This window comes from Bradyrhizobium sp. P5_C12 (genome assembly GCF_054049735.1).
In genome coordinates, this window is the sequence record NZ_JBFULU010000021.1 from 100336 (window position 1) to 124207 (window position 23872).

The following is a 23872-nucleotide window of genomic DNA, read 5'->3' on the forward strand; positions in this document are numbered from 1 at the left end:
GATGCTTGACTTATATGTCTAGACATATAATCGTGTCGCCGTTCTGTCCAGCCGGCGTGTAATCATGACCCGACTGCATTTCGCCTCCGCGCTCCTGCCCTCGGGCTGGGCCCATGACGTGCAGGTGGTCGTCACCGCCGGCGCGATTGCCGCGGTGACGCCGGGCGTGGCGCCGGCCGCGGGCGACGAGCGCCACCAGATCGCGGTTCCGGGATTGGCGAGCCTGCACAGCCACGCCTTTCAGCGCGGCATGGCGGGACTGGCCGAGCAGCGCGGGACCTCGACCGATACGTTCTGGACCTGGCGCGAGACAATGTATCGTTTCGCGCTCGCGATGACACCGGACGACGTCACGGCTGTTGCGACGCTGCTTTATGTCGAGATGCTCGAGCAGGGTTTCACCCGCGTCGGCGAATTCCATTATCTCCATCATGACCGCGACGGCTCGCCCTATGCCGACCTCGCCGAGATGGCTGCACGCATCGCACAGGCGTCCGATGCTTCCGGCATCGGCCTCACGCTGCTGCCGAGTTTTTATGCGCATGGCTCATTTGGAGGCACAGCTCCGCACACGGGCCAGCGCCGCTTCATCTGCTCGGTCGATCGGTTCGCGGCGTTGATGGCGGCGTCGCGCAAGGCGATCGCGGAATTGCCGGGTGCCAATATCGGCATCGCCCCGCACAGCTTGCGCGCGGTGACGCCGGAGGAACTCGCAGCGATCATTCCGCTCGCGGACGGCGGGCCGGTGCATATTCACGTCGCCGAACAGGTCAAGGAGGTCGAGGATTGCCTGGCCTGGTCTGGCCGCCGGCCGGTGCAGTGGTTGCTGGAGCACGCGGCCGTCGACCAGCGCTGGTGCCTCATTCACGCCACCCACACGACGAATGAGGAGATCGGCGCATTGGCGAGGACCGGCGCGGTCGCTGGCCTCTGCCCTGTCACCGAGGCGAGCCTCGGCGACGGCATTTTTCCGGCGCGCGAATTCCTCGACGCCGGCGGCCGGTTCGGCGTCGGCACCGATTCCAACGTGCTGATCGGCGTCGCCGAAGAGCTGCGCCAGCTCGAATATGGCCAGCGGCTCAAGCATCGCGAACGCAACGTGCTCTCCGGCGGCGCAGGCGTGTCGACGGGACGCGCCCTGTTGGATCATGCGCTCGCAGGCGGCGCGCAGGCCCTGGCGCAGGCGACGGTCGGCCTTGCGCCGGGCGCACGCGCCGACATCGTCACGCTGGACGCGGCGCATCCGTCGCTGGCGGGACGTTCGCGCGACGCTGTCATCGACGGCTGGATTTTTGCGGCCGGCAGCGGCGCAATCGATTGCGTCTGGGCCGGCGGCAACAGGGTCGTCGAGGGGGGACGGCACAGGCTTCGCGAGGCCGCGCGCGAACGCTTCAACGCATCGGTGCGGAGGCTCCTCGCATGAGCCTTGCCACCGATGCCGCCGACAAGCCGACGCTCTACAAGCGCATCCGGGCCGACATCGAGAAGCGCATATTGACCGGCGAATGGCCGCCGGGCCACCGCATTCCGTTCGAGCATGAGCTGGTGGCGCGCTATGGCTGCTCGCGCATGACCGTGAACAAGGCGTTGTCGGAGCTCGCGCAGGCCGATTTGATCGAGCGGCGGCGGCGCGCCGGCTCCTTCGTGCGTCGGCCGCAACATCAGTCGGCCGTGCTCAAGATCGCCGACATGCGTGCCGAGATCACCGGGCTCGGCCGCGCTTACGGCTACGAGCTAATCGGCCGCAAGCTGCGCGTCGCGACCGCGGCCGACCGCGAGCGTCTCGGCGTCAAGAAAGCCGGCAGGGTGATCGCAATTGCCTGCCGCCACAGCGCCGACAATGTTCCTTTTGCCGTCGAGGACAGGCTGATCGATCTTGCGTCCGTACCGGATGCCGCGACCGCGGATTTCTCGCGCGAGCCGCCCGGCTCGTGGCTGCTTCATCATGTCCCATGGACGGAGGCCGAGCATACGATCAGCGCCATTGTTGCGGACGATCGCACGGCGGAGGCGCTCGACATCGCCGTCGGCGCGCCCTGCCTCGTGATCGACCGTTATACCTGGCGCAGCGCGCGCACGATCACCGCGGTGCGGCTGCTTTATCCCGGTGACTCTCACCGCCTTGTCGCCCGATTCAAGGGAGGCTGAGAGAACAATGTCGGCACAAATCGTGCAACGCGTCGGGCAAAGATCCATGCATTCCGGATCGAAACGAACAGATCAACAGGACGTCAATCCATCGATCGGCAAGAGGACGACAATCATGCGTAGTTCGAAAGTATTTGCGACAATCATTGCCCTCGCGGCCTCCACTCCGGTGCTCGCCGACGACGTCAAGGTCGGCGTCGGCATCTCCGGATGGACCGGCTTTGCGCCGCTGACGCTGGCGAAGGAGGCCGGCATCTTCAAGAAGAACGGCCTCGACGTCACCATCAAGAAGATCCCGCAGAAGGACCGCCACCTCGCCATCGCCTCCGGCGACATCCAGTGCGCGGCGACCACGGTCGAGACCTGGATCTCCTGGAACGCCAACGGCGTTGCGACCAAGCAGATTTTTCAGCTCGACAAGAGCTATGGCGCCGACGGCATGGCCGTCCGCAACGACGTCGCCGCGATCAAGGACCTGAAGGGCAAGACGGTTGCCGCCTCCGCGCCGGGCACCTCGCCGTATTTCGCGCTGGCCTGGATGCTCAAGAAGAACGGCCTCACCGTGAAGGACGTCACCGTCGTGAACCTGGAGCCGGCCGCCGCCGCGCAGGCCTTCGTCTCCGGCCAGAACGACGCCGCGATGACCTACGAGCCGTATCTGTCGACCGTGCGCGCCGCGCCCGACAAGGGCAAGATCATCGCGACCACGCTCGACTATCCGATGGTCATGGACACGTTCGGCTGCACGCCGAAGTTCCTCGCCGAGAACCCGAAGGCCGCCAAGGCGCTGGCCGACAGCTATTTCGAGGCGCTCGACATGATCGCCAAGGACCAGGCCAAGGCCTACGAGATCATGGGCGCCGACGTGAAGCAGACCGGCGAAGCGTTCGGCAACTCGGCGAAGTACCTGCGCTGGCAGGACAAGGCCGCGAACCAGAAATTCTTCGCCGGCGACTTCCTGACCTTCAACAAGGAAGCCGCCGAGCTCCTGCTCGAGATCGGCATCATCAAGGCCGCACCGAAGGTCGAGGACCTCTTCGACGCGAGCTACATCAAGTAAATCTCTCGGGAGTTGCCGGCCCCGTCTTGCGACGGGGCCGGCAAACCCGTTTATCGACCGGATAGATCGTCGATGCGTCCCCTGGATCCCGTGACGTCGAATCAGCGCGTGGCTTACGGCCTTGCCTTCTTCGTGGTGTTCGTTGCCCTCTGGTCGTGGGCGACGTTTGGCGGCCACGTGTCGAAAACTTTCCTCGCGAACCCACTGACAATGGTCCAGGAAGGTTATGACTTGCTGGCCAAGCAAGGCTTCCTGTTCGACATCGGCATGACCATCTGGCGCGTCGTCGGCGGCTTCGCGCTTGCCGCGCTCATTGCGGTGCCGTTCGGCGTGCTGATGGGAGCCTACAAGCCCGTCGAGGCGTTCTTCGAACCGTTCGTCTCCTTCGCGCGCTATCTGCCCGCCTCCGCCTTCATCCCGCTCCTGATCCTGTGGGCGGGCATCGGCGAATTGCAGAAGCTGCTCGTCATCTTCATCGGCTCGGTGTTCCAGGTCATCCTGATGGTGGCGGTGACCGTCGGCGCGACGCGGCGCGATCTGGTGGAAGCGGCCTACACGCTGGGGGCCAGCGACCGCGGCATCATCCGGCGCGTGCTGATGCCCTCCTCCGCTCCCGAGATCGCCGAAATCCTTCGACTGGTGCTGGGATGGGCCTGGACCTACGTCATCGTGGCCGAGTTGATCGGCTCGTCCTCCGGCATCGGCCACATGATCACCGACAGCCAGGCCTTGCTCAACACCGGCCAGATCATCTTCGGCATCATCGTCATCGGGCTGATCGGCCTCGTCTCCGACTTCCTGTTCAAGGCATTCAATGCCTGGCTCTTCCCGTGGAAGCTCGCATGACGACGCTGAAGATCGAGCAGGTTTCGCGAACCTTTCCCGCGCGCCACGGCAATGCGCCGACCAGGGCGCTGGAGCCGACCGATCTTGTGATCGGCAACAACGATTTCGTCACCATCCTCGGCCCCTCCGGCTGCGGCAAGTCCACGCTGCTTCGCATCGTCGCCGGCCTCGACCGCCCGACCAGCGGACGCGTCGTGCTCGATGGACGCGAAGTGACCGGCCCGGGCGCCGATCGCGGCATGGTGTTTCAGTCCTACACGCTGTTTCCATGGCTGACCGTGCGCGAGAACATCGCCTTCGGCCTGCGCGAGCGCGGCGTGTCGCAGGACGATCGGAACAAGATCGCCGACGCCTTCATCCGCCAGGTCGGACTGTCCGGCTTCGAGAACCACTGGCCGAAGCAGCTTTCGGGCGGCATGCAGCAACGCACCGCGATCGCCCGCGCGCTCGCCAACGATCCGAAAATCCTGCTGCTCGACGAGCCCTTCGGCGCGCTGGACAACCAGACCCGCGCCTTGATGCAGGAAATGCTGCTCGGAATCTGGGAGCGCGACCAGAAGACCGTGCTGTTCGTCACCCACGACATCGAGGAAGCGATCTTCCTCGGCAGCCGCGTCGTCGTCATGAGCGCGCGCCCCGGCCGCATCAAGGCCGACATCGCGATCGATCTGCCGCATCCGCGCTCCTACAAGATCAAGACCACGCCCGAATTCGTCCAGTTGAAGGAGCGGCTGGTCGAGGAAATCCGAACCGAGGCGCTGAAGGTTGCCGAACATGCCTGACACCCAGTCGCGCGCCGATGGGATGCGCGTTCTCGCCGATCTCAATGCGCTGCGCGCCATCGGCGCCTACAAGACCGGCGTGCACAAACCGACCTTCTCCGAGCCGCACAGGCTGTCACTGGATTGGCTGGCGCAGAAGCTGCCCGACGCCGGCCTCACCGCGGCGATCGACGGCATCGGCAACGTCTTCGGCACCAGCACGAAGCCCGGGCCGAAGCTGCTGGCGGGCTCGCACCTGGAAAGCCAGAACTACGCCGGCTGGCTCGACGGCCCGCTCGGCGTCGTCTACGCGCTCGAAGCCGCGCGCGTGCTCAATGCCGATCCCTCGCTTGCGGGCGCGGTCGAAGTCGCCGCATGGTGTGACGAGGAAGGTCATTTCGGGAGCTTCCTCGGCTCGCGCTCCTATATCGGGCAAGTGACCGAGGCCGACATCGATGCTGCGCGGGACCGTACCAGCGGCCGCACCATGCGCGACGCACTCCGCGAGATGGGACTCGCCGGGCGCACGCGGATCGCCGCCGAGCCGGGGCGGCACGTCGGATATCTGGAGGCGCATATCGAGCAAGGCGACACGCTCGAAAGCGGCCATCTCGCGATCGGCGTCGTGACCTCCATCGTCGGCATCTGGCAATACCGCATCAATTTCACTGGTGAACAGAACCACGCCGGCACCACCCGCATGGCCGTGCGAAAAGATGCCGGGCTGGCGCTGGCAAGATTCTGCGTGGCCATCGATGAGCGTTTCCCGGCCGCATGCGGACCGCGCACGGTCTGGACCACCGGCCGCATCACGCTCGATCCCGGCGCGCCGAGCATCATCCCGGGCGCGGCCGAAATGCTGTTCCAGATCCGCGACGACGATCCTGCCGTCATCGCGCGGCTGGAAGATCTGTTGCGGACGATGGCGGATGAGGTCAACACGCAGGGCCGCTGCACCGTGACCGTCGAGCGGCTTCGCACCGGCGCACCCGCCATGATGAATTCCGGCTTTCAGGATGCCATCGAGGCCGCGAGCAAGGGCTTTGCCGGCGGGCGCTCGCTGCGCATGCCCAGCGGTGCCGGCCACGATGCGCAGATGCTGGCGACGATCATGCCCGCCGGCATGCTGTTCGTGCCGTCGATCGGCGGCATCAGTCACCATTGGACCGAAAACACCGCCGACGCGGATATCGTGACGGGCGCCCAGGTCTTCGTCGACGCCTGCCGCCGTATCCTCGGCGGCTAGCAGCACATGACCGGGCGTGAACCTCATATCGAGTCTACAACCGGCTATTGGCAGGATCTGACGCCGGAGATCCCCGCACGCTTCTCGGCGACGCCACCTTATCGCTTCGGCTATCCCGCTACGCTGCCTTGCGGCCGCATCCTCGTCTTGCCGCTGCGCCGGTTGCCCGATGGCGAGCGCGCCGTCGCTTCGCTCATCGCCAACCAGGCCTCACATCTCGTTGTCGCGGCGCTGGCAGACCATATGGCGACACAGGCGCGCGCATTCGACGCCGAGATCATCGTCGGGCTGCCGACGCTGGGTCTTGCGTTTGCATCGCTGGTGGCCGAACGGCTCGGACAGGCGCGCTATGTCCCGCTCGGATACTCCCGCAAATTCTGGTATGATGACGCGCTGTCCGAGCCCGTGACTTCGATCACCAGCCCCGAGGCCGGGAAAAAGCTGCGGCTGGATCCGAATCTGCTGCCCCTGATCGAAGGCCGCCGGGTGGTGTTGGTCGATGACGCAATCTCGACCGGCGCGACCGCGGTCGCCGCCGTGCGTCTGTTGCGGAAGATCGGCGCCGAGATTGCCGGCATGGTCGTCGCGATGAAGCAGACCAATCGCTGGGAGGTAACGACCGCGGCACTGTCTGCGCCGCTTCCGGTTCGCGCGGTCTACGGGTGTCCGCTGTTCCAGCGCAGCGAGGCCGGCTGGATGCCGCTGGTCGAGACACAGCCCGCCATCCCCTGATTGATCGGACATCTGCTCGCCGCCGCTATCGGCGCAACCTGTCCCGGCAAAAGCTGCCACTCGGCTCGCAAGCGTCGGCGCAACTCGCGCTTCACTCGCTGAGCGGAATGAGCAAGACATGATTGCTTTGGGAAAGACGACGGACATTCATGACGTCTACAGCATAGATGAAAACGACTGACTCCGGGGCACCCCTATGTCCGAACTCGCAGGCGGCGCAGCAACGCCCGCCTCCATCGTCGACGCGCTGAAGATGGTCGCCGGCGATCCGCCGAAGGTGCGCGCGAGTTTTGCCAAAGGCTGGTGCGTTCGCGGGACCTATGCCCCATCGGATCGCGCGGCGGAGATCACCAGATCCCTCAGCTTCACGAAGCCCTCGCGCGTGCTGGCGCGCTTCTCGGTGGGCGGCGGCAATCCCAACGTGGCTGACACCAACAACCTCGTGCTGCGCGGCTTCAGCTTCAAGCTTGGCGACGACGGCCATCGCTCCGACATTCTCGCAGAAAGCGCGCCGGTGCATTTCGCCAGGACGCTCGATCAGATGCTCGCCTTCCTCACGGTGCGCATTCCCGGATCCGATGGCAAACCGGCGATCGAGAAGATCAAGGCGTTCTCGGCGGCGAATCCGGAAACGCTGCATCAGGCAGACTATATCGCCGCGCGTCCGCTGCCCGGCAGCTTTGCCGGCACGACCTATTGGGGCGTACACGCCTTTCCGGCGACGAACACAAACGGAGAGACGCGCTTCATCAAGTTCAAGATCGTTCCGGCCCGCGGTGACATCACCCTGACGGAGCAAGAGGCCGAGACGAAGCCGGCCGACTTCCTGCGCGATGATCTGCACAAGCGGATCACTGCCGGCAATGTTCGGTTCAACGTGATGGCCCTGCTCGACCGTCCCGGCGATCCCACGATGGACGTGACCGCGCGCTGGCCGGACGAGGACAATCGCGAAGAGGTGCGGCTGGGTACGATCGTCATCACGGGGCTTGAGCCGAGCGAGGCCTGCGACGCATCCATCTTCAATCCGGCAAATCTCGCCGATGGCATCGCCCATCCGCCGGACGAGATTTTCGCGGCGCGGCGCGCCGCCTACACCATCTCACTCGCGAAGCGTCGCTGACGGGAACAGGCGCCCGGCGTTTGCCGAGATCACCTCACGCCGTCCGAACCGCCTAGCGTTTGGCGCCGCCACGCGCCCGGGCTGACGCCGACCAGCGCGGAAAATATCCGCGTAAAATGACTTTGATTGGCGAATCCCGCCGATATCGCGATCTCCGAGAGCGGCAGGTCGCGAACGCTCATCAACTGCTTGGCGGCTTTCACGCGCTGATGCAGCAGCCACTGATGCGGAGGCAGTCCGGTGGAGATGCGGAATGCGCGCGAAAAATGGCTGATCGAGAGGCCGAGCTCGGCCGCGATGGTCTGCAATGCGAGCTTGCCCCCGAGGTCGGACTCGAGCCTGTCGCAGGCGCGCCTCACCTGCCACGGGGCGAGACCGCCGCGGCTGGATTCGGTAACGCGTTCGAGCCCGCCATAGGTCTGCGCGACGTGTGCAGTCAGCGCCAGCATCATGTGATCGATGAAAAGCTGGTTGGTCTCGTCCGGGCGCCGCAGCCCTTGCTGGAGCGAGGCGCCGATATGACGGATGACTGCGTCGTCATGGCCGATGCCGATACGACAATCGAGCTGGTCCACGCGCGGCGCGCCGGACTGTTCGGAGATGCCGTCGAGGGCCGACCGCGGGATGTAGAAGAAAAGTGAGTGGAACGGCTTGTCGATGACGTAGCGTGGGTCGCGCTTGAGGTCATACAGATACGTCGTCCCGGCGTGGACATCCGCCTTCATGACGCATTTGCCGCTCTCCCAGAGCTCGCAGTCCGGATAGTCGTGAAGCTTCAGGCTGACGAGAAAGGCGTCCTCGGCGGTCAGCGAGCCGGACAGACCCGGCGTCGGGTTGTCATTCCGGGTTTCTGTGACCGCGAGCTCGGTGCTGCGCAGCGAACGCGTGATCAGCGAGGGCGGAGCGTCTTCGAGGCGGAGGAATTTCCCGAGCCGCTGTCCATAAGCGCCGGCCTGCGTCATCGGATAGAACCTTTCTGTGGAATTCCCAGGGCAGGCCACAGCCCCGCAACTTCAGGATCCCATTATCGGATATTCGCGAACGGCTGTCCACGCTCGGCCACGCAGCGAGCGGTAGCCAGCCCCGGCGCGCCTGGGCGGCCAGCAAGACAATTTTGTAACAAATCCAGCATGGTTCCGCCCCCACACGCGCCACTGAATCCCATCACGACTTTTCACAAACGCACGACGAAATGCGTCACGGCGTCTCACATCGCCGGGCAAGGGTCCCCTCGAAGCAGAATCAGGCAACGCGGCGCAGCTTCAGGAAAGACGCGGACCTCTCGTGCCGCCTAGAACGCTCGAACTCGGGTTGCAACAGACCTGACGTCGCGAACGACAATCTCCCGCTGTCGCTGCTCATGATCGCAGCACGCCGAAAGCAGGTGCCATGGGTGCGCACGGCGCGGCGTAAACGCCCCCTCTCAACACGAACGGAAGCCCATGAGCAAGCCCATTTTGCGACAGTCCCCGGAGGAGCCGCCCATCGCGCCGGAGACGCGCCACGATGTCCGGGGGGGCGACGACCGGCGTCGCGCCGATGTCGAGATGGCGCGTGTGCTCGGGACCACACCATTTCGCATGGCGTTGGACGCCTCCGGTGCCGGCATCGCCCACTGGATGCACGACCCGTTGCACGAGGTCGTCGAGCCGATGAACCACCACGTCATCATGGCCTACAACGGCACGCTGCAACGCATGGAGCGGCGGTCGGGACGATCGGTGGCGATCGGAACGTTTCGTCCCGGGGTCGTGATCGTCATTCCAGAAGGATCGAGCTCCCGGTGGGATATTCCAAAACCTGTCAATGTCGTTCAGCTCTATCTTCCTCACGCAACGCTCGAACGCGTCGCCGACGAGGCCGACACCGCCACGCCGATCAATCTTCTGGAACGAACGGCGCATCCCGACCCCGTTACGTCCCGGTTGCTCCTCAGCGCGGCCGACGTCCTGGAGGGCAATGACGCCCTGGATACGCTGTTCAGGCAACAACTGACGGACCTCCTGGCCACGCGCCTCCTGGTTGCGCACACCGGCTCGCCAGCGTCGGTTCAGCCGGCCAGGGGTGGCTTGCCGCCAAAGATGCTGCTTCGTGCGATCGAACGCTTGCGTTCGGACAGCGATGCCGACGTCTCGCTCGCGGCGCTCGCTTCGGACGCCGGCCTGTCGCGCTTCCACTTCTGCCGCGCCTTCAAGGACAGCACCGGGCTTTCGCCCCACGCCTGGCTGCGCCAACACCGGCTCGAGCAGGCCATGAACATGCTGCGCGACAGCGACGCGTCGGTGATCTCGATCGCAGTGGCGCTCGGTTATTCCTCGCAGACCGCCTTTGCCGCTGCGTTCAGGAAGCTGACCGGCGAGACCCCCAGCGATTGGCGCAGACGACTGCGTTAGCAGCAATCGCGCTGCAATGACCTCAATCGCGCTGGGTCGCCGGCACAGCCGGTTCGCTAATGTTCGTCCCGTCCACAGCAATGTAACGGGAACGAGCAAATGGCCTGGATCAGCTCTGTCAATCGGCTTGCAAACACCTCGCGGCGTAAAATTCTCGCGACCACCCTGATGTACGCGGCTTCGATGACCGTCCGCTCAACCTCGGCGGCGGGTGAGGAGACGAAAGCTTCGCCTCGCCCCACCGAAGGAAGCGGCGCCATCACGTCGGTCACCACCACTGACGGCGTGCGGATTTTCTACAAGGACTGGGGACCGAAGTCCGCGCAGCCGATCTTCTTTCACCACGGCTGGCCGCTGAGCTCCGACGACTGGGACGCCCAGATGCTGTACTTCCTCGGCAAGGGCTTTCGCGTCGTCGCGCATGATCGACGCGGGCACGGCCGCTCGAGCCAGGTGAGCGACGGGCACGACATGGACCACTACGCGGCCGACGTCGCAGCGGTCGTCAAGCATCTCGATCTTCGCAATACCGTCCACGTCGGCCACTCCACCGGCGGCGGCGAGGCCGCGCGCTACGTCGCGCGCCATGGCGGCGATCGCGTGGCCAGGCTGGTGCTCATCGGCGCCGTGCCGCCCTTGATGCTGAAGACGGAAGCCAATCCCGGCGGCCTGCCGATCGACGTGTTCGACGGCTTGCGCCGCCAGCTCGCCGCCAACAGATCGCGGTTCTATCTCGATTTCGCGAGCGGCCCCTTCTACGGCTACAACCGGCCGGGCGCAGAGCCATCGCAAGCCATCATCTGGAATTGGTGGCGCCAGGGCATGACGGGCAGCGCCAAGGCGCATTACGACTGCATCAAAGCCTTCTCCGAGACCGACTTCAGCGAGGACCTGAAGAGCATCACCGTGCCGACTCTCATCCTGCACGGTGGCGACGACCAGATCGTGCCTGTGGCGGACTCGGCCCCACTGTCGGCCAGGCTCCTGAAGCGCAGCACCCTGAAGATCTACGACCTGCTGCCGCACGGCGTGTGCACGACACATCCCGACATCATCAACGCCGACCTGCTCAAATTCGTGACGGCGTAGTCCCACGCCTTCACTCGAATACCCCAACCAAGGAGTAATTGACATGCGCCTCGTGATCATTGGTGCCGGCTTCGCCGGCATGTACGCGGCCCTCTCCGCCGCCCGGCTGCGCGACATCCACGGCGTTTCGCCCGAGAAGCTCGAGATCGCGCTGGTCGCACCCGAGCCGACGCTGGTGGTACGCCCGCGGCTCTATGAGTCGAAGCCCGAGACGCTGACGGCGCCGCTCCAGGACGTGCTGAAGGCGATCGACGTCGTCTACGTGCAAGGCAGTGCCGAGACGATCGACACCAGATCCAAGGTGGTCGAGATCGCGGCGGCCGAGGGCGCAAGGAAGCAGCTTACCTATGACCGGCTGGTCGTGGCCACCGGCAGCCGGCTGTTCCGTCCCAACGTTCCCGGCCTTGCCGAGCACGGCTTCAGCGTCGACCAGCTCGAAGATGCGATCGCCCTCGACCGGCACCTGCACGGGCTGGCGAACCGGCCGGCCTCGAACGCACGCGACACCGTCGTGGTTGCCGGCGGCGGGTTCACCGGCATCGAGGCAGCGACCGAGATGCCTGCGCGCCTGCGTCAGATTCTCGGCAGGGACGCCAAGCCGCGCGTGATCATCGTCGATCGCAACGAGGCGATTGCGCCCGACATGGGCCCGGGTCCGCGCCCCGTCATCGAAGATGCGCTGCGCAAGCTCGGAGTGGAGACCCGGCTCGGCGCCGGCGTCGCTTCGCTCGACAAATCCGGCGTCACGCTGTCGAGCGGCGAGCACATTGAGGCCGCGACCGTGATCTGGGCGGCCGGCATTCGTGCCGCTCCACTGACCGCGCAGATCCCTGCCGAACGCGACAAGTTCGGCCGGCTGCTGGTCGACCGCGATCTGCGCGTGCCCGCGGTAGCCGGGGTCTTTGCCACCGGCGATGCCGCCCGCGCGGCATGCGACGATGTCGGCAATTACGCGCTGATGTCGTGCCAGCACGCGACGCGGATGGGCGCCTTCGCCGGCAACAACGCCGCCGCCGAACTCCTGGGCGTGTCGACCAGGCGCTATCATCAGAAGGCCTATGTCACCTGCCTCGACCTCGGAGAAGCCGGCGCGCTGTTCACGCGCGGCTGGGAGCGGACGGTGGAGATGGTCGGCGAAACCGCCAAGAAGACCAAGCAGGAGATCAATACCGTCTGGATCTACCCGCCCCGGGCCGAACGCGCCGCAGCGCTGGCCGCGGCCGATCCGGAACGCGTGACCGAGCTCTGATCACCGCTCGCACAAGGGCCGCGCCCGTCGAGGACGCGGCCCGCTCAGGATCGACCGTTCCTGGGCTCGCAACGAACCACCAAACCGCAATCGGAGATCGAACATGCAGAGTGCAAAGGTCATCATCGTGACGGGCGGCAGCTCAGGCATCGGCCGGGCGGCGGCGCTGCGTTTCGCCAGGCAAGGCGACAGGGTGTTGATCACGGGCCGCCGCCCCAGTCCGATCGAGGACACGGTCGCCGAACACGAGAACATTGTGGGGATCGTTGCGGATGCCGCCTCCGCCGACGACGCAAGGCACACGGTCGCGAAGACCATCGACCTCTGGGGCCGTGTGGACGCCTTGGTCAACAACGCCGGTGCCGGCGCGATCCTTCCGCTGGCGGATGCAACGGCCGAACGGATCACGGACATCTTCTCCGTCAACGTGCTCGGCCCAAGCCTGCTCGCCGCTGCCGCGCTCCCGCATCTGAAGGAGACACGCGGCACGATCATCAACGTCTCCAGCACCTTCGGCCACAGGCCCGCCGCCCAATTGTCCCATTACGCTGCCAGCAAGGCAGCGTTGGAACACCTGACCCGCTGCTGGGCATTGGAGCTTGCGCCGGTCGGCGTGAGGGTGAATGCCGTTGCGGCCGGTCCGACGGAATCGGGCGCGCTCACCGGAATGATGGGCCTCTCGTCACAACAGGCCGAGGCCATCAAGGAGCACGAGCGCGCACGCATACCGCTCGGCCGCCGCGGCGTGCCCGATGACGTCGCGGAATGGATCGTGCGGCTCGCCGGATCCGCCTCGGCATGGACGACCGGTCAGGTCATCGCGGTCGATGGCGGCCTCGGGCTGGCGTAGGTCCCGGCGGCGCCACGAACGAACGCCTGCGTCAGGACAGGTCGAATCCATCATGACGCACGGCGTGCTCAGCCCGATCAGAACGACGTGCCGCCGCCGAACCTGAACTCCTGCACGGTGTCGTACTTGCCCTTCGACAGCGGCACGGCATAGTCGAAGCGCAGCGGGCCGAACGGCGAGGCCCAGATCAGGCCGACACCGACCGACGACCGCACCACATTGCCGTCGTCATATTGCAGTCCACAGGTCGGACAGGCCGCCGTGTTGACTTCGCCCGTGGCCGACCATGATGTCGGCCCCTGGTAACCCCAGAGCGAGCCGGCATCGGCGTAGACCGCGCCCTTCAGGCCGACCTCCTTGGGCAGGAACCAGAACGGCATCTGCAGCTCCATGGACGCGCCCCAGTATTTCGTGCCGCCGAGCGCATCGCCGGTGGCCCCCAAGCTTGCATAGGTGATGTCGCGCGGGCCGATGCCGTTGGACGCGAAGCCGCGCACCAGGTTCGGACCCATCTGGAAATGATCCAGCATGCGCAGATCCTGATCGCCGATCTTGCTGAGGATGCCGCCCTGAAGATGGATCACGCTGACGATCTCGGACACGAGCGACGTGTAGTACTTGGTGTCCACCGCGGTCTTCAGATAGGTCACGTCGCCACCGACGCCGGCGAAATCCTGCTTGAAGTCGATCAGCAGACCGTCGGTCGGGTTCTTGGTGTTGTCGAGCGTGTTGTAGGTCAGCGTGTAGCCGAGCGCCGAAGTCCATGTCGCGCCGTTCGCCAGTTCCTTCCGGACCGGCAGGCTCGACTCGCCGTCACCGTAGCAGCCGTATCCATAGACCCCCGAATCCGTTGAATTGGTCGGATCCACACCGCCCAGCACGCTCTTGATGTAGGCCGGCGTCGGATTATACGCCAGCGACGCATTGGACGCGTTGTTGTTGCAGTTGTTGTATGCGCTGGCGAGCGTGATGCTCTGCTGATAGAGCGAGTAGCGGAGCTGGAGCGAGAGATCTTCGCGCAACGCAAAGCCAAGCCGCGGCGAGAATCCCAGCGTCGTCACGCCGTAGCTGGTGTAGCTGTTCGCCAATTGCTGGCGATAGGAGACGTCCAGGCCGAGGGCGAGGCGGTAGTCGAGCAGATACGGTTCGACGAATGACAGCGATATGCCGCGTGAATATTGACCGTAGCTGACGGACGCCTTGCCGTAGAGTCCGCGGCCGAGCAGGTTGCGCTCGGAGATCGAGACCTCGGCCAACGCGCCGTCGCTGGTGGAGTAACCGCCCGAGATCGAGAAATCGCCGGTCGACTTCTCCTCGAGATCGACGATCAGGATCACGCGGTCGCTGGAGGAGCCCGGCTCCGTCACGATCTTGACGCTCTTGAAGTAGTCCAGGTTCTTCAGCCGGCGCTCGGCGCGGTCGACCAGCGCGCGATTGTAGGCATCGCCTTCCGAGAGATCGAATTCACGCCGGATCACGTAGTCGCGCGTGCGGGTGTTGCCGCGAAGGTTGATGCGCTCGATATAGGTGCGCGGTCCTTCGTCGACATTGAAGACGACGGACACCGTGTGCGCTTCGAAATTGCGGTCGCCGCCTGGCCGGACCAGGGCGAAAGCATAGCCGCGGCGCGACGCCTCGATCTGCATCTCTTCGGTCGACTTCTCAACCGATTCGACGTTGTAGAGCGATCCGGCATTGACGCGCGAAAAGGCGCGCAGCGAGTTCGCGTCGAAATTGGGAATGCTGGAACGGAAATTCACCGACCCAACACGATATTGCTGACCTTCCTCGATCTTGAAGGTGACGAGGAAGCCCTTCTTCTCCGGATCGTATTCGGTGAGCGCGGCCACGACCTGGACGTCGGCAAAACCGTTCTTGAGATAGAAGCGGCGGATCAGGTCGCGGTCGGCCTCGACCCGATCGGGATCATAGAGGTCGTTGTTGCCGAGGAAGCTCAGCAGATTGCTCTCATGCGTCTTGATCACGTCGCGCAGGCGTGCAGCCGAGAACGCGCTGTTACCGATGAAATCGACCGATTTGACGCCCGTCTTGGCCCCCTCCTCGACCGTGAAGATGAGATCGACGCGGTTGCTCGGCTGCTCGATGATCTCCGGCGTGACGCGCACGTCGTAGCGGCCGGAACGGCGATAGATTTCGGCGATCCGCAACGTGTCGGACTGCACCATCGCCCGCGAGAAGGTCCCGCGCGGCTTGGACTGGATTTCGGCCGAGAGCTGCTCGTCCTTGATCTTCTTGTTGCCCTCGAACGCAACGCGCCCGATCACGGCATTTTCCACCACCGACACCACGATGCGGCCGCCGGGGCCGCGAGCGACCTTGACGTCCTGGAACAGGCCGGTCGCAATCAGCGCCTTCAGGCCGTCGTCGATGGCCGGCTGATCGAACTGCCCGCCTGGACCGGGCCTGAAGTAGGAGCGGACCGTATCGGCCTCCACGCGGCGATTGCCCTCGATCACGATCGCCTCCGCGGCCTGCGCGGCCACCGCCTGCGGCAGCAGCACAAGGGGAAGTGACCCCGCAATCGATACACCACTCATCGCCACCGCGATCAGCCAGGCCCGCAAAACCGACATTCCACACCTCAAGAGCACCTGACTGCTCTGAGACGAAACGGCTGTGGCCGCGGTGTGGCTTTGAGGTTGCTGTACTGTTTCCGGTCGTTGAATTTGATTTGGCCGATCGGTCGCGGCGACGCGCGCGAGCGCAACGGCTGCGACTATCGCCCCTCCCGTTCGGGTGCGGACGACCCGGCATTGCCGTGACTGCGCTCGCCTCCGCCCGCACAAGTGCTCAGCAACATCGCGCAAAGAGTGAATTCTTTACACGTCGGGAAGCCGATGCGAGAGGCATCGACGTCAGGAAGCTCACATGGAATGTTGTTCGATGAACGCGTTTGTCATGACCAGAATGGTGCTGGTCGCCGTCCTCACCTCGACCGTAACCTCTCATGCCGCTACCGAAGGCAAGCGCGATCGGCAACAGACGGTGCAGAATGCGGTCTATGAGTACGGTCGGCACGGCCCCAACCGATCGTACCAGTCCGGTCCGCATACGCGCATCTATGTGAGCAGGCGGTCGTGGCTGGATGGCGGGACCGAGGTGCTGCCCGGCGATCGCAAGTTCAGCGACTACGCCTTTCCGCCCGGCTCTTCGTTCGCCCGGGAGAACAACAATCGGCCGCTCGACCGCCAGCCGCTTAGCCCCGCCTCGGATCTGGGCGGATTTGCGCAGCGAATCCCGATTTCCTGGTGACAGGCTTGCAGCGTCCCGGGCAGCTGCCGATGGCGAGGAGATACCCGGCAACGCCTGTTTACATTCAGCAACATTCGGCCTGCCGAAACGCCACGATCGCCCGGCTAGTGACCCCCGCCTCGCCCTCGGCGCGACCGGCCCCTCGACGGGCTACGAGCGCTGCCAGCTTCCCCCTGGGCCAGGCCAATGGATTTCAGCCGATTTTATGCCGTCACACTCGTTCGTCGTAGTCCCCGTGTCATCCGCAAAGGAGAAACATCATCCGACGCCCTCCCCGTTACGCGCCGCCCTGTCGCGCGCCGGATCAGTCTGCGTCGCGCTGATGCTGTGCGGCTCAATGACAGGCTGCGCAGTCGGTCCCGACTATGCCGGCCCGCCCAGGCTGGACCTGCCCTCGCACTGGAGCGTCAAATCCGCCTCTCGAGGTGAGACCGGCAAGCTGGATCGCTGGTGGCTGCGCCTGCGCGATCCCCTGCTCAACCGGCTGATCGAGCAGGCCGTCGAAGCCAATCCGAGCGTCGCAAAGGCGAAGGCGGTCGTGCGCGAGGCGCGCGCGACGGTCCAGCAGACCACCGCCGGCCTGTTTCCTTCCGTGAGCGGCACGGCCTCGGTGACGGACAACAAGGCGAGCGCCGGGTCCGCCTCCGTCCTCGTCGACAGCGCGCCCTACGCGCTTCACCAGGCGAGCTTCGATTCGAGCTGGGAGCTCGATCTGTTCGGAGGCACACAGCGGAGCATCGAAGCCGCGCTGCGCGGGGAGCAATCCGCCGAGGAAGACCTGCGGGACAGCCTCGTCACGCTGATCGGGGACGTTGCCGCCTACTATGTCGAAGCGCGGGGCTATCAGGCCCGGATCGCGCTGGCGCAACGCACGGCGGTCTCGCAGCGCGACACCGAACGGCTCACGCGCAGCAAATACGACGCCGGCAGCGGCAACGCCGTCGATCTCGCCAAGGCAACCGCGCAGGCAGCCAGCACCGAAGCGAACGTTCCGACCTATCAGGCCGCGCTCGCCGCCGACATTCACCGGCTCGGAATCCTGCTCGGGCGGCCGCCCGACGGCGTCGCCTCGCTGCTGGCGCAATCCGCGCCCGTGCCTGCCCCGCGCATGCCGCTGCCCGCGGGCCTGCCCGCCGATCTGCTGTTGAGCCGCCCCGACGTGGCAAGCGCCGAACGCAAGCTGGCGCAGGCGACCGCCAAGATCGGCGAGGCCGAAGCCGACCGATACCCGGCGGTGTCGTTGACCGGCTCGGTCGGAACCTCTGCGATGCGCGTCGGCGATCTCGCAAAGTATTCCAGCGTCAGCTGGTCGGTCGGGCCTTCGGTCACGGTGCCGGTCTTCGATGCGGGCAAGCGGCAGGCAACAGTCAGGATCGCCGAGGCGCAGCGCGACCAGGCGTTCGCCACGTTCCATTCGACCCTGCTCACCGCACTCGAGGACGTCGAGAACGCCCTGGTCTCGCTGTCGCGCGAACGCGTGCGCGCCACCAAGCTGACGGAGGCGGCGAAGAACTACCGCGAGGCGGCGCGATTGTCGCGATCGCTGTTCGAAACCGGCAGCGCGAGCTTCATCGACGTGCTGGACGCCGAGCGTTCGCTCTATTCGGCGGAAGATTCGCTGATCCAGAGCAAGGTGTCGGCCGCCAAGGACTACATTGCTCTCGCGAAATCACTCGGCGGCGGCTGGGTCGATCCGGTCGATGTGTCGACGCCGATCATCGTGGACGCCAACACCGGGCCTCACTTGCGGGAGACGGTCAAGTGACTGATATCATCACCGCCAGGCGACTGAAGATCGCCGCCGCAATAATTGCCGCCGTGGCGACCGGTGTCGTCGCGGCCACGCGTTTCCCGGGCACATCGAGCAAGGCGCAATCCTACATCACCTCGCCCGTCACCGTCGCCGACCTCCGCGAGGAAGTGCTCGCGAGCGGGACGCTCAAGCCGGCGCGGTTGACCGCCGTCGGCGCGCAGGTGTCGGGCCGGATCACCGCGCTCAACGTTCGCGTCGGCGACAGCGTCAAGGCCGGCGACGTCATCGCCCAGATCGACCCCGTCACCAGGCAGAACGACCTGCGCAGCTCGGAAGCGTCGCTGAAGAACTACCGGGCACAGAAGCTCGAGAAGGAAGCCACGCTCGCGCTTGCCGAGGCGAACCTGGCGCGCCAGCAGGCCACCTTGGCGCAGCGCGCCACGTCGCGCGGAGATTTCGACAGCGCGGAGGCGACCGTGCGCCAGACCCGCGCCCAGATCGCCGCCCTGGAGGCCCTGATCGTGGGCTCCGAAGCCAGCGTCGAGACGGCCAGGGTGAACCTCGACTACACCCGCATCACCGCTCCGATCGACGGTACGGTCCTGGCCACCGTGGTGCAGGAAGGGCAGACGGTCAACGCGGTGCAATCCGCGCCGACCATCGTCGTGCTCGGCCAGCTCGAGACGATGACCGTTCGCGCGGAGATTTCCGAGGCCGACATCGTCAAGGTCAAGCCGGGACAGCCGCTCTACTTCACCATCCTGGGCGATCAGGACCATCGCTACGAGGCCCGGCTGGACCAGATCGAGCCCGCGCCCGAATCGATCAAGAGCGATGCCAGCTTCTCCTCGACCACCACGACGTCGAGTTCGAGCTCATCAAGCTCGACCAGCACGGCGATCTACTACATCGGCGTCTTCAACGTCCCGAACAAGAACCTTTCGCTGCGAACCTACATGACCGCCGAGGTGCACATCGTCACCGGCGAGGCAAGAAGCGTGAAGGTCATTCCCGCGCTCGCGGTGATGCGAAAGTCCGACGGCCGCAGCACGGTGCGCACCCTGAGCTCGTCCGGCGACGTTCGCGAGCGCGAGGTCAAGACCGGCCTCAACGATCGCACCACTGTCGAGATCAAATCAGGCCTGGACGAGGGCGAGCGGGTGGTCACCGGAGAGGCGGACGAGACCCGGACCGCATCGCGGGGGATGCCGGGCGGCCCGCAAGGGGGCCCCTGACGTGACCGATCCGATCATTGTGCTCGAAAGCGTCCATCGGGAGTTCGCGGCCGGCGATACCAAAGTGGTCGCGCTCGACCACCTTTCGCTGAGCATCCGGCCCGGCGAGATGGTCGCGATCATCGGCTCATCCGGCTCGGGCAAATCGACGCTCCTCAACATCCTCGGCTGCCTCGATCGTCCGACATCCGGAGCCTATCGCGTCGCCGGCAAGAACGTCTCCGAGCTCGATGCCGATGCGCTGGCGGCACTGCGCCGCGAGCATTTCGGCTTCATCTTTCAGCGCTACAATCTCCTGGGTGACCTGTCGGCCGCCGAGAACGTCGAGATTCCCGCCATCTATGCCGGGATGAAGGCACGTGAGCGTCGCACGCGCGCGGAACAGCTTCTCGCAAGGCTCGGCGTGAACGACCGGCGCGGCCATCGCCCGAATCAGCTCTCGGGCGGCCAGCAGCAGCGTGTCTCGATCGCACGCGCGCTGATCAACGGCGCCGAGGTCATTCTGGCGGACGAACCCACCGGCGCGCTCGACCGGCGCAGCGGCGAGGAGGTCCTGAAGATCCTCAAGGAGCTGCACGGCGAGGGGCGGACGATCATCATCGTCACGCACGATTCCGACGTCGCGGCCAGGGCCGAGCGCATCATCGAGCTGCGCGACGGCAAGATCGTCGCCGACCGCCGGACAGAGGCTGCAAACATATCGGACGTGCCTGCTCCGGCATCCCGAACGTCCTGGGACAGCGGCCCAGGCTGGCCCGGCGCATTGCGGCGCCTGCGGGAGGCGTCGCGGATGGCGCTGGTGTCGATGGCCGCACACCGGTTACGCGCGTTCCTGACGATGCTCGGCATCATCATCGGCATCGCGGCGGTGTCGTCCGTGGTTGCTCTCGGCAATGCCTCTCAGCGCAAGGTGTTGTCGGACATCGCAAGCCTCGGCACCAACACGATCGAGGTGTTTCCGGGCAAGGATTTTGGCGATGCGCGCGCCGGCAAGATCAAGACGCTCGTCCTCGACGACGCTCGCGCGCTCGACCGGCAAAACTTCATCGCCGGCGTCACGCCGACGGTCTCGACCAGCACGACGGTTCGATACCGCGGCAACGAGTCCAACGTCCTGGTCAATGGAGTCGGCGAGAGCTACTTCCAGGTCAAGGGCGCCAAGCTGGCCAAAGGCCGCCTGTTCGATACCGATGCCGTCCGCGGCATCGAACGGCAGGCCGTCATCGACGACAACACCCGCAAGACTTTCTTCGCCGATGACCAGACCGCGGGCATCGGCCGCGTGATCTGGCTCGGCAAGGTCCCCTGCCGCATCGTCGGCGTCATCGCCCAGCAGCAGGGCGGCTTCGGCTCGAACCAGAACCTGTCGGTCTACCTTCCCTACACCACCGTGCAGGCCCAGTTCACGGGCGACCGTTCGCTTCGCAGCATCCTGCTCCGGATCAGCGACGAGATCTCGACCGCGCTCGCCCAGGACGCGGTGACCACGCTGCTGACGCAGCGGCACAACACCAAGGATTTTGTCATTCTCAACACCGACGATATTCGCCGCACGATCACGAGCACGACGCAGACCCTGGCGTTCCTGGTGGCGGCAATCGCCGTCATCTCGCTGGTGGTCGGCGGGATCGGCGTGATGAACATCATGCTGGTGTCCGTCTCCGAACGGATCAGCGAGATCGGCGTCCGCATGGCGGTCGGCGCCAGGCGCAGCGACATCCTCCAGCAATTCCTGGTGGAGGCGACCCTGATCTCGTCCATCGGCGGCATTGCCGGCATTCTTATCGCGATCCTGCTCGGCGTCGCGATCAACCTCGCGGCGCCGGGATTCCAGGTCAGTTATTCGATGTTCTCGATCGGCGCGGCGTTCCTGACCTCGACCGGGATCGGCATCGCCTTCGGCTTTTTCCCGGCCCGGCGCGCCGCGTTCCTCGATCCCGTAGTGGCGCTGAGCCGTGACTGACCTTAGGATTGCACCATGACCGTAGTTCTTCGGACGAGACAATCGTCCGCAAATCGATCAACGACCGGCATTCCGGATACGATCTCATTCATGGCCAACAGCACACCAACCATCTTGATCGTCGAGGACGATCAGCAGACCCGGGACCTCATCGCACGCTATCTGCGCGAGCACGCGTTCTCGGTCGGCGCGGTCACCAACGGCAAGGAGATGGACCGCTATCTGACGCAGAACCGGGTCGACCTGATCGTGCTCGACCTCATGCTGCCCGGAGAGGACGGCCTCAGTCTCTGCCGGCGCCTGCGCGTGGACTCCTCGACACCGATCATCATCCTCACCGCAAAGGGCGAGGATCTCGACCGGATCCTCGGCCTCGAGATGGGGGCCGACGACTACCTGCCGAAGCCGTTCAACCCGCGCGAGCTTCTTGCCAGGATCAACGCGGTCCTGCGCCGTCAATCGAGCGGACTGGTGGCGGGAGCCGGCGCAACGCGCCTCAGGTTCCAGGGCTGGACGATCGATCTCCGGTTACGGGAGTTGCGCGATCCCGACGGCGCGCAAGTGCCGCTGACCAGCGCCGAGTTCGATCTGCTGCAAGCCTTCTGCGAACGGTCCGGTCGCATTCTGGCCCGTGACAGCCTTCTCAACATGACCCGCGGCCGCGCCGGAAGCGGCTTTGGACGCAGCATCGACGTGCTGGTCAGCCGGCTGCGCCGCAAGCTCGACAAGACGGAAGGCACGTCCGTGATCAGAACCGTCCGCACCGGCGGCTACATCTTCACGCCGGTGGTGGAGGAAGCATGAGCCGGACTGCTGACATCGTCGCACTCTTCAGCTTCAGGCGGATCAGCGGCCAGATCGCCGCCTTGATCCTGGGATCGCTGATCCTGATCCATGTCCTGATCGCCGGATATCTTCTGCTCAATCGGCCGATGTTGCTGGCGGACAGGCCGGTGGAGCAGTTCGAGCTGATCGCGAGGATCATCGCCAATACGCCGGAGGCGGAGCGCGGTGTCGTCCTGGAAGGCATCAGTCGAACCTTTCCGGCGCTGAGACTCCAATTGAAGGACGCCGTTTCCGCCTCCACCGTGCCATTGCCCGAGCGGACGCCCCTGAACATCCCGTCGTCGCTGAACGGCCGGGCCGATCTCATCCGAGGCGCCGCGCCGGAAGACAATCGCATCTGGTTCTATTTGGCGAATGACGCCGTGCTCGAGGCCACGATCGGATCATTCAAGATGCCGCCCTTCGTGAGCGGCCTCTGGACCAGCACGCTCCTGTTCCTGGTGGCAAGCGTGACGCTGCTCGGCGTCTGGGCCGGCCGCGCACTCAGTTCGCCCCTGTCGGCCTTCGCGCGCGCGGCGGAGGACTTCAGCTTGAACCGGTTGTCCGCACCACTGCCCGAAAGCGGCCCGGAGGAAATCAGATCCGCAGCGAGAGCGCTGAACCGGATGCGCGAACGCATCACCATGCTGATGAACGACAGAACCCGAATGCTCGCGGCCATCAGCCACGATTTGCGCACCCCGATCACACGCCTGCGGCTACGCTCGGAATATATCGAGGATCCGGCACAGCGCACGCAAACCGTGCGCGACCTCGATCAGATGCAGTCGATGCTCGAATCGGTGCTCTCGCTGCTGCGCAGTGAGAGCGCCGCCAAACCGACATTGGTGGACGTTGCCGCGCTGCTCCAGATGGTCTGCGACCAGTTTTCCGATTGCGGCCACGCGGTGACCTATCTGGGCCCCGACAGAGCCGCCTTCATCGTGCGGCCTGACGAGATCATCCGCGCGGTCACCAACCTGGTCGAAAACGCCACCCGCTTCGGAACCGAAATCGGCGTCGCGCTCCTGGTTTCCGGGAACCGGATCATCATCGACGTCTCCGACGACGGTCCCGGGATCCCCGATGAGAGGAAGGCGGCGATGCTGGAACCCTTCGTGCGCGGCGAGGAAGCCCGCACCATGGACGAGACGGCCGGATTTGGCCTCGGTCTCTCGATTGCGCAGGCGATCGTGACCGCACATGGCGGAACGCTCCAGCTGCTCGACAACGCACCCAGGGGTCTTCGCGTCCGTCTGCTGCTGTCGGACGCCAGCCGGGACGATGCGAGCGAGTCTCGGCCATAAAGGCGCGGCAATCTTCTGG

The 23872-nt window shown here is 65.3% G+C and carries 20 protein-coding genes; 18 read left to right on the plus strand and 2 right to left on the minus strand.

Annotated elements, in window-relative coordinates:
* Positions 1–64 precede the first annotated feature (64 nt).
* The 8 genes from ACXJMY_RS20135 to ACXJMY_RS20170 all read left to right on the plus strand — a co-directional run bounded on the left by ACXJMY_RS20135 (position 65) and on the right by ACXJMY_RS20170 (position 7916).
* A complete protein-coding gene (locus ACXJMY_RS20135) occupies positions 65–1423 on the plus strand; it encodes a formimidoylglutamate deiminase (RefSeq protein ID WP_456621085.1) in 1359 nt (452 codons plus the stop codon).
* Positions 1420–2148 carry a histidine utilization repressor gene (gene hutC / locus ACXJMY_RS20140; protein ID WP_456621086.1) on the plus strand — a complete coding sequence of 243 codons (729 nt, stop codon included), beginning with the start codon at positions 1420–1422 and terminating at the stop codon, positions 2146–2148. Before ACXJMY_RS20135 ends, hutC begins: the two co-directional genes overlap by 4 nt.
* Positions 2149–2263: 115 nt before the next feature.
* A complete protein-coding gene (locus tag ACXJMY_RS20145; protein ID WP_456621087.1) occupies positions 2264–3208 on the plus strand; it encodes an ABC transporter substrate-binding protein in 945 nt (314 codons plus the stop codon).
* A gap of 72 nt (positions 3209–3280) precedes the next feature.
* Positions 3281–4054 carry an ABC transporter permease gene (locus tag ACXJMY_RS20150; protein WP_456621088.1) on the plus strand — a complete coding sequence of 258 codons (774 nt, stop codon included), beginning with the start codon at positions 3281–3283 and terminating at the stop codon, positions 4052–4054.
* Entirely contained in the window at positions 4051–4836 is a 786-nt protein-coding gene (locus ACXJMY_RS20155; protein WP_456621089.1) for an ABC transporter ATP-binding protein, read from the plus strand. The genes ACXJMY_RS20150 and ACXJMY_RS20155 overlap by 4 nt, the downstream gene beginning before the upstream one ends.
* Entirely contained in the window at positions 4829–6061 is a 1233-nt protein-coding gene (locus ACXJMY_RS20160) for a hydantoinase/carbamoylase family amidase (RefSeq protein ID WP_456621090.1), read from the plus strand. Before ACXJMY_RS20155 ends, ACXJMY_RS20160 begins: the two co-directional genes overlap by 8 nt.
* A gap of 6 nt (positions 6062–6067) precedes the next feature.
* Positions 6068–6793, plus strand: coding sequence for a phosphoribosyltransferase (locus tag ACXJMY_RS20165; protein WP_456621091.1), 726 nt, complete (start codon positions 6068–6070; stop codon positions 6791–6793).
* Between the two features lie 196 nt (positions 6794–6989).
* Positions 6990–7916 (plus strand): catalase family peroxidase, encoded by a 927-nt coding sequence (locus ACXJMY_RS20170; protein WP_456621092.1) that lies wholly within the window; start codon positions 6990–6992, stop codon positions 7914–7916.
* Between the two features lie 29 nt (positions 7917–7945).
* On the opposite strand, the gene ACXJMY_RS20175 is transcribed toward ACXJMY_RS20170, so the two are convergent.
* A complete protein-coding gene (locus ACXJMY_RS20175; protein ID WP_456621093.1) occupies positions 7946–8878 on the minus strand; it encodes a helix-turn-helix domain-containing protein in 933 nt (310 codons plus the stop codon).
* 480 nt (positions 8879–9358) lie between these two features.
* Here ACXJMY_RS20175 and ACXJMY_RS20180 point away from each other — a divergent pair, with 480 nt between their 5' ends.
* The 4 genes from ACXJMY_RS20180 to ACXJMY_RS20195 all read left to right on the plus strand — a co-directional run bounded on the left by ACXJMY_RS20180 (position 9359) and on the right by ACXJMY_RS20195 (position 13497).
* Positions 9359–10309 carry a helix-turn-helix transcriptional regulator gene (locus ACXJMY_RS20180; RefSeq protein WP_456621094.1) on the plus strand — a complete coding sequence of 317 codons (951 nt, stop codon included), beginning with the start codon at positions 9359–9361 and terminating at the stop codon, positions 10307–10309.
* Between the two features lie 258 nt (positions 10310–10567).
* The gene (locus tag ACXJMY_RS20185) at positions 10568–11398 is read left to right on the plus strand and encodes an alpha/beta fold hydrolase (protein WP_456621110.1); all 831 of its coding nucleotides are present in this window, start codon (positions 10568–10570) and stop codon (positions 11396–11398) included.
* A gap of 43 nt (positions 11399–11441) precedes the next feature.
* Positions 11442–12647, plus strand: coding sequence for an NAD(P)/FAD-dependent oxidoreductase (locus ACXJMY_RS20190; RefSeq protein WP_456621095.1), 1206 nt, complete (start codon positions 11442–11444; stop codon positions 12645–12647).
* Between the two features lie 103 nt (positions 12648–12750).
* The gene (locus ACXJMY_RS20195) at positions 12751–13497 is read left to right on the plus strand and encodes an SDR family NAD(P)-dependent oxidoreductase (protein ID WP_456621096.1); all 747 of its coding nucleotides are present in this window, start codon (positions 12751–12753) and stop codon (positions 13495–13497) included.
* Between the two features lie 77 nt (positions 13498–13574).
* Here ACXJMY_RS20195 and bamA read toward each other — a convergent pair whose 3' ends face one another.
* The gene (gene bamA / locus ACXJMY_RS20200; protein WP_456621111.1) at positions 13575–16055 is read right to left on the minus strand and encodes an outer membrane protein assembly factor BamA; all 2481 of its coding nucleotides are present in this window, start codon (positions 16053–16055) and stop codon (positions 13575–13577) included.
* Between the two features lie 346 nt (positions 16056–16401).
* Between bamA and ACXJMY_RS20205 the strand changes: the two genes are divergently transcribed.
* The 6 genes from ACXJMY_RS20205 to ACXJMY_RS20230 all read left to right on the plus strand — a co-directional run bounded on the left by ACXJMY_RS20205 (position 16402) and on the right by ACXJMY_RS20230 (position 23853).
* Entirely contained in the window at positions 16402–16770 is a 369-nt protein-coding gene (locus ACXJMY_RS20205) for a hypothetical protein (RefSeq protein ID WP_456621097.1), read from the plus strand.
* A gap of 337 nt (positions 16771–17107) precedes the next feature.
* Complete coding sequence (locus tag ACXJMY_RS20210; protein ID WP_456621098.1) at positions 17108–18535, plus strand: efflux transporter outer membrane subunit; 1428 nt, start codon at positions 17108–17110, stop codon at positions 18533–18535.
* Positions 18532–19758, plus strand: a complete 1227-nt coding sequence (locus ACXJMY_RS20215) for an efflux RND transporter periplasmic adaptor subunit (RefSeq protein ID WP_456621099.1) — start codon at positions 18532–18534, stop codon at positions 19756–19758. Before ACXJMY_RS20210 ends, ACXJMY_RS20215 begins: the two co-directional genes overlap by 4 nt.
* 1 nt (position 19759) lies before the next feature.
* The gene (locus ACXJMY_RS20220) at positions 19760–21721 is read left to right on the plus strand and encodes a MacB family efflux pump subunit (RefSeq protein ID WP_456621100.1); all 1962 of its coding nucleotides are present in this window, start codon (positions 19760–19762) and stop codon (positions 21719–21721) included.
* A gap of 90 nt (positions 21722–21811) precedes the next feature.
* Positions 21812–22525 carry a response regulator gene (locus tag ACXJMY_RS20225; RefSeq protein ID WP_456621101.1) on the plus strand — a complete coding sequence of 238 codons (714 nt, stop codon included), beginning with the start codon at positions 21812–21814 and terminating at the stop codon, positions 22523–22525.
* Entirely contained in the window at positions 22522–23853 is a 1332-nt protein-coding gene (locus ACXJMY_RS20230) for an ATP-binding protein (protein WP_456621102.1), read from the plus strand. Before ACXJMY_RS20225 ends, ACXJMY_RS20230 begins: the two co-directional genes overlap by 4 nt.
* Positions 23854–23872: the final 19 nt, after the last annotated feature.